Annotated in this window: 7 protein-coding genes; 2 read left to right on the top strand and 5 right to left on the bottom strand. The window is 41.9% G+C overall.

Features of this window, described 5'->3' with window-relative positions:
- Positions 1 to 14: 14 nt before the first annotated feature.
- The 5 genes from ACTCNA_RS16865 to ACTCNA_RS16845 form a co-directional block, all read right to left on the bottom strand.
- Positions 15 to 476 carry a PhzF family phenazine biosynthesis protein gene (locus ACTCNA_RS16865; protein ID WP_462949110.1) on the bottom strand — a complete coding sequence of 154 codons (462 nt, stop codon included), beginning with the start codon at positions 474 to 476 and terminating at the stop codon, positions 15 to 17.
- A gap of 68 nt (positions 477 to 544) precedes the next feature.
- A complete protein-coding gene (locus ACTCNA_RS16860) occupies positions 545 to 2,935 on the bottom strand; it encodes a TonB-dependent receptor (protein WP_462949109.1) in 2,391 nt (796 codons plus the stop codon).
- Positions 2,936 to 3,038: 103 nt separating this feature from the next.
- The gene (locus ACTCNA_RS16855) at positions 3,039 to 4,361 is read right to left on the bottom strand and encodes an MFS transporter (protein ID WP_462949108.1); all 1,323 of its coding nucleotides are present in this window, start codon (positions 4,359 to 4,361) and stop codon (positions 3,039 to 3,041) included.
- A 32-nt stretch (positions 4,362 to 4,393) separates the two neighbouring features.
- Positions 4,394 to 5,533, bottom strand: coding sequence for a PAS domain-containing sensor histidine kinase (locus tag ACTCNA_RS16850; protein ID WP_462949107.1), 1,140 nt, complete (start codon positions 5,531 to 5,533; stop codon positions 4,394 to 4,396).
- 245 nt (positions 5,534 to 5,778) lie between these two features.
- On the bottom strand, positions 5,779 to 5,976 hold the full coding sequence (locus ACTCNA_RS16845) for a hypothetical protein (protein ID WP_462949106.1): 198 nt from the start codon (positions 5,974 to 5,976) through the stop codon (positions 5,779 to 5,781).
- Between the two features lie 355 nt (positions 5,977 to 6,331).
- Between ACTCNA_RS16845 and ACTCNA_RS16840 the strand changes: the two genes are divergently transcribed.
- On the top strand, positions 6,332 to 7,585 hold the full coding sequence (locus ACTCNA_RS16840) for an ROK family protein (protein WP_462949105.1): 1,254 nt from the start codon (positions 6,332 to 6,334) through the stop codon (positions 7,583 to 7,585).
- A 13-nt stretch (positions 7,586 to 7,598) separates the two neighbouring features.
- On the top strand, positions 7,599 to 8,127 hold a 529-nt coding region (locus ACTCNA_RS16835; protein WP_462949104.1), incomplete at its 3' end, for a carboxypeptidase-like regulatory domain-containing protein.

Genomic DNA, 8,127 nt, shown 5'->3' with positions numbered 1-8,127 from the left:
TGTGCTCTTCCGATCTACAACAAATCTTCGCGGCCTTTCAAACATTTAACAGGGCGGCTGCCAAAAGCCTGTTCAATATTTTTTGGCAGTTCAATTTCTTTTAGTTCCGAAACCGGAAAATCGAGCACAATAAACTGACCTTCATTTTTAACGGTTAACTCACCGGTTTTTGATTCAAATTTTATCTCTTTTTTGTTGAACCCCAAATGATTGAAGAGTACGTGAGCGCTGGCCAGTGTGGCATGTCCGCATAAATTCACTTCTGTTAATGGGGTAAACCAGCGAATATGATATCCGTTTTGTGTGGGAACAAAAAAGGCCGTTTCCGACAAGTTATTTTCCATTGCAATTTTTTGCATCACGTCATCGGGCAGCCATTTTTCGAGCGGAACTACTGCTGCCGGATTGCCCGAAAATACGGAGTCGGAAAAAGCATCTGCCTGGTAAATAGTGAGTTGCATCTTTCTTTCTGTCATAGAACAAATATAACACCTATTATCTGCCAAAACAATGAAAACAAAATTTTCAGATTATTTTGTTCAACTCAAAATTTAACTGTCAGTTTTAAATTGAATTTCCGGTCGGTGAGGTAGTTGGGCACTGCAAACTGGTCGCCGTAAATACTCGATACCCAAAAGTAGGAAATGGTATTTTTAATATTCAGCAGGTTAAATACTTCGAGGCTGAGCGACATATCGTTAACATGCCTGAAGAAGTTGTGCTTAACCGGCCGGGCAGCGCTGATGAGGACTTTGGAAAAGCCCAGGTCGATACGGCGATAGGGCGGCATTCTGAAAACATCCTCGTAGCGTTCTGAATTGGGCGGACCGGTTGGCAGCCGGGCACCGTAAAACCCGGAAAGCTGCATTTTCCATGATGGGTTTCCCGGGAGGTAATCCTGAAAAAACAGGCTGAAATTTACCCACTGGTCAGTCGGGCGCGGAATGTATCCGTGTCCGTCATTAAAGATATTTTCTTTGGTCTCGAGAAGCGAAAGGCTGGCCCACGATTGCACGCCACTTACAAATTCACCGTTAATTTTCATGTCGATTCCGGTGGCGTAGCCTTTTGCTTCCTGGTCGGCCAGGTAACGAATCTGAACATTGTCAATCTGGTAGGGTACCAGCCGGCTCAGCCACTTGTAGTAAGCTTCGGTGGTGAACCGGAAAGGACGGTCCCAGGCCGTAAACAGTAAATCAGAACCTGCAACTACCTGAAATGAACGTTGGGCCTTTGAGTTGTAATTGATGCTTCCGTCACGGGTTTTCAGTTCCTTGAAAAACGGCGACTGGTGGTACATACCGGCCGAAAGACTGAACGACATTTTGTGTTTCCAGTCGGGGTAAAAACTTACTGATGCACGCGGGCTGATTAGTAGCTCATCATTGAAATCCCAGTAATTAAACCGCACACCGCCATTGAGGTATAAATCGCCCGAACTCACCGGCAGGCTCCAGGTATCCTGCACAAAACCGGTCAGGCGGTTGGAGCTTATGTTGTTTGCACTGTTCAGCGTGTAGTAGAGCAAAACTTCCGAGTCGGAATAGGGAAGGGAATATCCCGTTGAATCGCGGTAAATCCATTCATTTATTTTGCTTTCAAACTTTTCGTGCTGAAATTTCAGTCCCCAGTTCACCAGGTGATTTTCGGAATTGAAAGCACCTTTATGCGAAAAGCTGAACACATGGGCATCGAGAGTATTACGGGCATGGTTTAAAAATGAGCCTACACCCAGGTTTAGGATGCTGTCGCCAAATTCCTCAGACGACATATTCCGCTCCAGCTGGTTGAGGTAATACTGCCCGAGAATATCATAAGTTTCTTTCTCAGAAGTTTTAAATGCCGATGCGATGAATTTCAGGTTCAGGTTCAGGTTGGGATGGTAGTTGGCTGAAAGTGCCCCGAGGTAAGTTTTGAAATCGTCAATCTCCTGTCCTTCAAAAAATATGGTAGTGTTAAGCGGGTTTTGCCACGTGCCGAACGTTGTTTTGCGGGTTTGCGGAATAAACTGATATTGATTTTGTGCGGCATTTCCCAGGAAAGAGATGTTGAATTTTTCGGAAAACTGATAGGTGATGTAGGTTTGAAAATCGACAAACTGCGGATTGTAATTTCCTTTTTCGTCAAGCCCGCCCAGCATGTAGCGGTTGGTTTTGTAACGTATTCCCGAAATGTGCGAAAGTTTTCCTTTCAGTGCAACATCTTCGAAATGGGCGGTTGCGCCGAGTAAACTCATTGATGCCGATCCTCTGAATTGGCTGGGTTTACGATACTTTATATCGAGCACCGACGACATTTTATCACCGTACTTGGCACTGAACCCGCCCGATGAAAATTCAATGGTAGAAACCATATCGCTGTTGATAAAACTGAGGCCTTCCTGCTGGCCGGCACGAATGAGAAAGGGGCGGTAAATTTCAATGTCGTTTACATACACCATATTTTCATCGAAATTACCACCGCGCACCGTGTATTGTGAGCTCAGCTCGTTGTTGGTAGAAACGCCGGGCAGGGTTTTAATCAGTGCTTCCACACCACCGGTAGCCGCATCGGGCATTAAGCCTGTAAATTTAGGATCGAGGCGGGTTACATTGCCGCTCCGGCGCCGCTGCTCGGTTACCACCACTTCGGCCAGTTGAAGATTGGTTGAATTCATTGTGATTTCCCGGTACACATTTTCTTCTGCCCTGGCATTTATGGTATCGGAGACTGATTTGTAGCCCAGTGATGAAAATATAATTACAATTTCTTTGTCTGCCGGAATGCGTAACAGGAATTTTCCTTCGCGGTTTGAGCTGGTGCCCAGCGGGTAGTCTTTCAGCCCAATGTTTACCATGTCGAGCGGGTTCCCGTGCTGGTCGGTAACTCTCCCACGCAGCGTAGCGTTACTGCTTTGTCCGGTTGAATGAATAGTTGACAAAGCAAATAAGAGCAATAAAAGTGTATGTCGAATTTTAAACATCGGGCACAAAACTAATAATCCAATTCTTATTAAAACTTTTTATTGATAAATTAATTGTTGCTGAAGGATGGATTTTTTAATCTTCCACATCGGGTAATTGGGAGCTTGTCCATGCACCGGCAATCCCAAAAAGAGAAAGCACCAGTATAATTCCTTCAATTGAAATTAATGAAGCAAGTGCGCTGATGCCTCCGGTTACCAAAAGAATTACCCCGATAACAGTGTTGCTCACGGCCACGTAGTCGGTGCGTTTATTGCCGGAGGCCAAATCAATAATGTAGGTTTTCCGGCCCAGCCGGACACCACTGTGGGCTATTCCCAGAATAAAAAATGTAAACGGATAAAACCAGCTGCTTTCCCTTAAAAACGGCACCCAGCTCACAACTGTAAAAACCAAAAAACCAAGAGCTGAAGTAATAATGGCGGCTTTCACCATAACACCTTTACTCGATGTGTCGGCCATTTTCCCCCAAAACGGAGCACTGACGGATGAAGCAATTCCGTTGGCAATTATGAAGAGGCCTAGAATATAAATGTCGGTGCCCAGTTGGTTTTGGGCCAGGACTACATAAAAAGGAGCGGTAAGTGCAGAACTCAAAAGCAGCGAACGGCAAATGACAAAGTTTCGGAAAGGTTTATCATTTTTCAGAATGTTGAGACGGTCGAAAGCTTCTTTTAGCGCATTGCCGCCACCCGCTGTTTCTCCGCTGTATTCTTTAATTCCTGAATAAACGGCAGCAGCCAGGACCCACATGCTTGCGGCAAAAAACAGGACTACCCCGTAAAATTCAATTCCGGTATCGCTGTTGGTTTTAAAAATCATAAACAATCCGGCTACAATTACCAGCACACCCGAAATAGATGATGCATACCCTTTTAACCGTCCGCGGCGGGTTTTGGGAATTGTTTTGCCCAGCACATCTTTGGAGGCCACCGAGCAAAGTCCCCTCGAAAGGCTGAAAGTGATAAGCAACAGTATGATTAACCATCCTGCTTTTTCGCCTTCGAAATTGAGGACCACAATGCCAATTCCGGCAATTGATGCAAACTGCAGCAGAGAACCGATCACCCATACCCATTTGCGCACGGGCATTCGCCGGATGTAGCTTGCAATCACAATTTGTGGCAGCATGGACCCCGATTCGCGAATGGGCACAATAAAGCTGATTAAAAAAATAGGAGCATTAACATAGTTCATCAGCCAGGCAAGAACAGTTTTGGGATTGCTTAACACATCGCCAAGCTGAGTGAGGATGTTGCTTATAATGATGAGGAAATAGTTCAGCGGTGTGTACCGGCAGGCATCTTCAGGAATATCTTTGCAAACACGGGCATTTTCTTCATTGTTTATGCGGTCGTAAATTTTCCCGAGCCGGCTGTAAATTCTTGCTTTGTCCATGAATATTGAATTACGTCACTCAATAGTTCTTACTATACATTGTGCGTTTCCTGTTTTTTTCCAGGCAACGAAACGCTGAACACTGAACCCCGGCCGGGCTTGCTGCTTACCGAAAGTTTACCATCGTTTTTTTCAATAAAATCTTTGCAGATAATTAATCCCAGTCCGGTACCTTTTTCTCCTTCGGTGCCCAGGTTGGTATGGTTTTCATCCGGTTCAAATAAATGAGAAAGTTGATCTTTTGAAATTCCGATGCCTGTATCACTGATTTCAATCAGTACCCTGTCATTTTCAGTTTTGGCTGTAATGGTTATGGTGCCACCCCTGTTGGTAAATTTTATGGCATTGGAAATGAGGTTGCGAATAACGGTGGTAATCATTTCTTCGTCGGCAAAAATAACAGTTTCGGGGTGCACGCTGTTTTTTAACCTGATTTGTTTTTTAATGGCATTTTGTTCCAGCAGGCTAAAACACTTTGCAATAATATAGTTAAGGGCAATGTTTTGTGGAGTTATCGATATTTTTTGCCGTTGTGCCCTCGACCAGGTGAGCAAATTTTCAAGCAGGTCGGAAACAGTGAGTGAAAGCCGGTAAATTAATTTGTTGTAATGACGAATATCTTCCGGAGAATGTTTGTCGTAGCCTTCCTCTATAAGCTCCGAAAAGCCTAAAATATTGTTCAACGGGCCTTTCAGGTCGTGCCCGATAATGGAGAAAAGTTTATCCTTGGTTGAATTTAATTCTTTCAACCGGGCTTCGTTTTCCCTCAACGCATTTTCGGCTCTTTTTTGCTCGGTAATATCGGTAGATGTGGAGATTATGCCATCAATTTTGCCGGTGTTTTTCTGGTGTGGGTAAAAATTAAGCTTTAGTATTTTGAACTCTCCGCCGGTCAATCCACCTTCGTACTGCATGAATACAGGCTCTCCTGCGAGGCAAATATCCAGTTGCGGTTTTATTTTTGTTTCAAAATCATTCTCTCCAAAAATATCTGCCCCGGTTTTTCCGATTATCTCACTGGTTTCTTTTTTGTAAAAATTGTTGAAGGCACTGTTTACAAAAACGTAACGGTAATTTCTGCTAATAAAAGATGCGGGTTCGGATATAGTGTTCAGAATTTCTTTTTGGTAATGAAAGTATCGGTTTTTGCGTTTTTTATTCGGATCTCTCATTTCAGGAATTTAGTTTTTTCCATAGAATAAATTTCATACCGTACCGTGATAAAAAACCAAAACAGATTTTCGGTTCTTACTTGATTTTTTAAGGATAGCCAGAACATTTTTTATTCGTACAAATAATAATTATATTCTATTTCGGTTTATTTTCCGGCCTAAATTAATTATGATTTTATTTAAAAACAAATGTTTTGTTAATCTGGCACAATAAAATTTTTAAAAGGATTTATGGGAACCTTTTATTAAAACCGGGTATTAATAATGTTGGCATATTGCGAACCAAAGGAATAGATTATGGCAATGGCGGTGGAAAATGAAAAGTCGGTTGCCAGTTCGCGTTGTTTGAGGAACACTACCTCCAGCGAGGCTTCTCCCTTTTGCTGCGAAAGTTGATTCTGAATGGCATCATATTCAAGCCTGGAAAGTGAGCGAAAACCCATCGAACAGCTTTACAGATGTTATTCAATCTGATATTGTATAATGTCAAAAATAATAAGTATGCAATATGTGATCCACAAGGATTCGATATTAAATTTAAAAGTAGGACTTGTTGCATACTACCTCAGTACACAATTTTTCGGAAGTTTTTGATTCTTTCTAAAAAAACAATAAAAGATTTTTTAGTGATACCTTTGAATTTTAACTAATGAGAATATTTTGTTTATTTTTTGTAATAGTAATTTCATTTTCAATACGAATTTTTGCAAATGACAAATACTTATTAAAAATATTTAATAATTATTTGTTTTTACCGAAAATGTTTATTTAACTTGCACTATCTAAGAAGAAATAAAAATGAACCTGGTTGGAGCTAATAAACAAACAAAACTTACTGGAAACGGACTGAAGAAGTACCGGCAGAAGATTAAAATTCTGAACCTTCTGTACCAGTATAATACACTTTCGGGGCCCGAAATAAGCAAGAAGATTGGTGTAAGCCTTCCAACGGCTCTTTCGTTGCTGAACGAGTTAAGCAGTTTAAAATATGTGGAAGTAAGAGGTTCTGGTGAATCCAACGGTGGCAGAAAACCCACCATGTTTGGTTTGGCTGAAGATTCTATTTATGTTATAGCCTGCGAAATAGAAAGGTACCAGGGGAAAATAAACATCCATAATTCACATAACCAGCCGGTAAACAAAGCTGTTTATTTTGAAGCCGGTATCGACGACAATCAGTTGGTTGAAAAAATCCACAAACAGGCTCTCCTTTTAATAGAAAAATATAAGATCGACGAAAAAAGGATTTTGGGAGTTGGCGTTACAATGCCCGGGTTAATCGACGAAGAAACAGGAATAAATTATACCATTAAAAACACCGCTTTCCGAAATGTAAAAGAACGGTTGGAAGAAAAGTTCAACAAACTGGTTTATGTAAACAACGATGCCCGTATGCAGGCCTATGGAGAGTATATTTTCGGTGCTGCGCACGGGTATTCCAATGCTATTGTGGTTACATGGAGCTGGGGGGTCGGTCTGGGAATAATCATAAATGGGAAGTTATATAATGGTGCAACCGGGTTTGCCGGTGAGTTGTCACATATTCAGTTGGTTGAAGACGGAGATTTGTGTATCTGCGGAAAGCGGGGGTGCCTTGAAACCGTAACTTCGGCTTATGTTTTACTGAACGAGGCAAAAAAAGGTATTGAAGAAAACCGGGTTTCGCAATTAACCGAAATGTTTAAAGGACACACACAAGATTTGAAACCCGAAGATGTAATTGCCGCCGCCAAATCGGGCGATGAATTTTCAATTCAGCTGTTACACCGCCTGGGATTGTCGCTGGGCAAAGGCCTTTCGGTAACAATCCAGTTGCTCAACCCGGGAATAATCGTTTTGGGCGGCCCTGTATCCACAGCCAATCAGTTTGTACTGACCCCAATCCAGCAATCGTTGAACAGGCACTGCCTAGAGCAAATTTATGCCAACACAAAAATTGTTATCTCAGATATTTGGGAACAATCAGGATTACTTGGAATTACAGCTATGCTTTACCAATTAATTTTTAACGATATGAATTTAAAACAAGAAAGAAGTCTAATTACTAATTAAAAATTGAAAATCTATGCGAAAGGTTTTTTTAACATTGACAATGTGTTTTGCATTTATAGCAAATGCAATAGCACAGCAAGCAGTAACAGGAACAGTTACTGATGAGGATGGTGCCGGAATACCCGGTGTCACAGTTATTGAAAAAGGAACAAGCAATGGAACAATTACCAACTCCGACGGTAATTATACCATTGGTGTTTCATCAGACGACGCGGTTCTTAAATTTTCTTTTGTAGGTATGACTACAGTGGAGGAACCTGTAAACGGTCGTTCTCTTATAGATGTTGCTATGACAGTTGATGCGATTGGAATTGACGAAGTTGTTGTAACAGCACTTGGTATTAAACGTGAAACCAAAAAGATTGGTTATGCATTTACGGAAGTAAGCGGGGAAGAAATTGCCTCAGTAAATACTGTAAATACCGTGCAGGCCTTGCAAGGTAAATCTGCCGGTTTGAGTATTACTTCTTCTGACGGTGGACTTTTTGGTAACTCGAAAATTCAGATTCGTGGTGTTTCAGTATTGAATTCAAGGAACAACC

The organism is Tangfeifania sp. (genome assembly GCF_055108615.1).
This window is presented reverse-complemented; position numbering and strand designations above follow the sequence as displayed.

What these genes read in the sequence shown, in the direction of transcription:
- ACTCNA_RS16840 (WP_462949105.1), top strand. Translation starts at nt 6,332, where the DNA reads ATGAACCTGGTTGGAGCTAATAAACAAACAAAACTTACTGGAAACGGA.
- ACTCNA_RS16845 (WP_462949106.1), bottom strand. Translation starts at nt 5,976, where the DNA reads ATGGGTTTTCGCTCACTTTCCAGGCTTGAATATGATGCCATTCAGAAT.
- ACTCNA_RS16865 (WP_462949110.1), bottom strand. Translation starts at nt 476, where the DNA reads ATGACAGAAAGAAAGATGCAACTCACTATTTACCAGGCAGATGCTTTT.
- ACTCNA_RS16850 (WP_462949107.1), bottom strand. Translation starts at nt 5,533, where the DNA reads ATGAGAGATCCGAATAAAAAACGCAAAAACCGATACTTTCATTACCAA.
- ACTCNA_RS16855 (WP_462949108.1), bottom strand. Translation starts at nt 4,361, where the DNA reads ATGGACAAAGCAAGAATTTACAGCCGGCTCGGGAAAATTTACGACCGC.